General features: G+C 43.0%; 1 protein-coding gene. It reads left to right on the top strand.

Going from position 1 to position 1,429, the window contains the following annotated elements:
* The first annotated feature begins 94 nt into the window (after nt 1-94).
* Entirely contained in the window at nt 95-1,420 is a 1,326-nt protein-coding gene (locus tag CXF76_RS00675; protein WP_024589914.1) for an IS4 family transposase, read from the top strand.
* The last annotated feature ends 9 nt before the right edge of the window (nt 1,421-1,429 follow it).

Raw genomic sequence — 1,429 nt, 5'->3', positions numbered from 1 at the left:
TAATGCCGATCAGTTAAGAAATATTTAACGATCCATTGACCGATCTTCTGGTTAGTTTATAAAGGCTTCTGAATTTATTCAGGAGCCTTTTATTTTGCAACTCACTACCGCACTTTCTCTAGCCAATAGCTACGCACCCAATTCAGAAGGCTTAGGTCAACTGAGTGATTTTTTATGCCCTGAGTTTATCAAACAATGCGCAGAAACCGCAGGTGTCGCGACGATAAGGAAAAGAAGGCTTCCTGTTGAGATGGCCGTTTGGACAGTCATTTGTATGTCGTTTTATCGTGAAGACCCACTGTGGAGTATTGTCAGTAAATTAGGGCTCGCTTTACCAGGTAAAAAAGAACTCGTTGCGCCCAGCGCGGTTGTACAGGCTAGGCAGCGGCTTGGGGCTGATGCCGTTAAACAGGTTTTTGAGCAAAGTCAGCAAATGTGGAATGCTGATGCGAACCATCCCACATGGTGCGGGCTATCACTACTGGGTGTTGATGGTGTCATTTGGCGCACACCGGATACTGCTGAAAATCAACATGCATTCTCCATGTGGAAAAATCAGTATGGTGACACGGCCTTCCCTCAGGTTCGCATGGTGTGTTTGATGGAGTTAACTAGTCATTTATTAATGGGGAGCGCCTTTGATAGTTGTCGTACTAGTGAAATGGTGTTGGCTGAAGACTTAATCGAGGCAACACCCGATAACTCACTGACGTTATTTGATAGAGGCTTCTATTCTCTAGGCTTACTCAATCGTTGGCATCATGCTGGGGTAAATAGGCATTGGCTTCAACCGATGAGAAAAGGCACGCAATATGAAATTGTTCGCTCTCTAGGTCGTCAAGACAAACTCATCAAGCTAAAAGCAACAGCACAAGCGAGAAAAAAGTTCGACGATTTACCAGAGAGCATTGAAGTTAGGCTAGTCACAAAAACGGTTAAGGGGAAAGAGGTGAATATACTCACTTCATTAACAGACCCAATGCGTTTCCCTAAGGCTGAAATTGTTGACCTCTATAGTGATCGGTGGGAAATTGAACTTGGTTATCGAGAAATGAAACAAACCTTACTGAATAGTCACTTTACGCTACGCAGCAAGAAACCTGAGATGATAGCGCAAGAATTATGGGGCGTAATGTTGAGCTATAACTTGCTCCGATACCAGATGGTGAAAATGGCGCAGAAAAAATCTGGGATATATGCAAAACACCTGAGTTTTACGACGTGTGCTATTAGTATTATTAACCTTATTCATACAATGTTTATAGAAAATGCAGGACGGATACCTAAATCAATAGAGCAATTACAAGCTCAAGTTGAATATCACATATTGCCGATAAAACGGGAGCGGGCGTATCCGAGGTGTGTGAAACCAAAACCCAGTAAATACCCCAATAAAAAAAGCCAGTCAGCTGTTAACTGACTGGCATTA

This window comes from Pseudoalteromonas sp. 78C3 (assembly GCF_002836695.1).
GTDB classification, from domain to species: Bacteria; Pseudomonadota; Gammaproteobacteria; order Enterobacterales; family Alteromonadaceae; genus Pseudoalteromonas; species Pseudoalteromonas arctica.
This window is presented reverse-complemented; position numbering and strand designations above follow the sequence as displayed.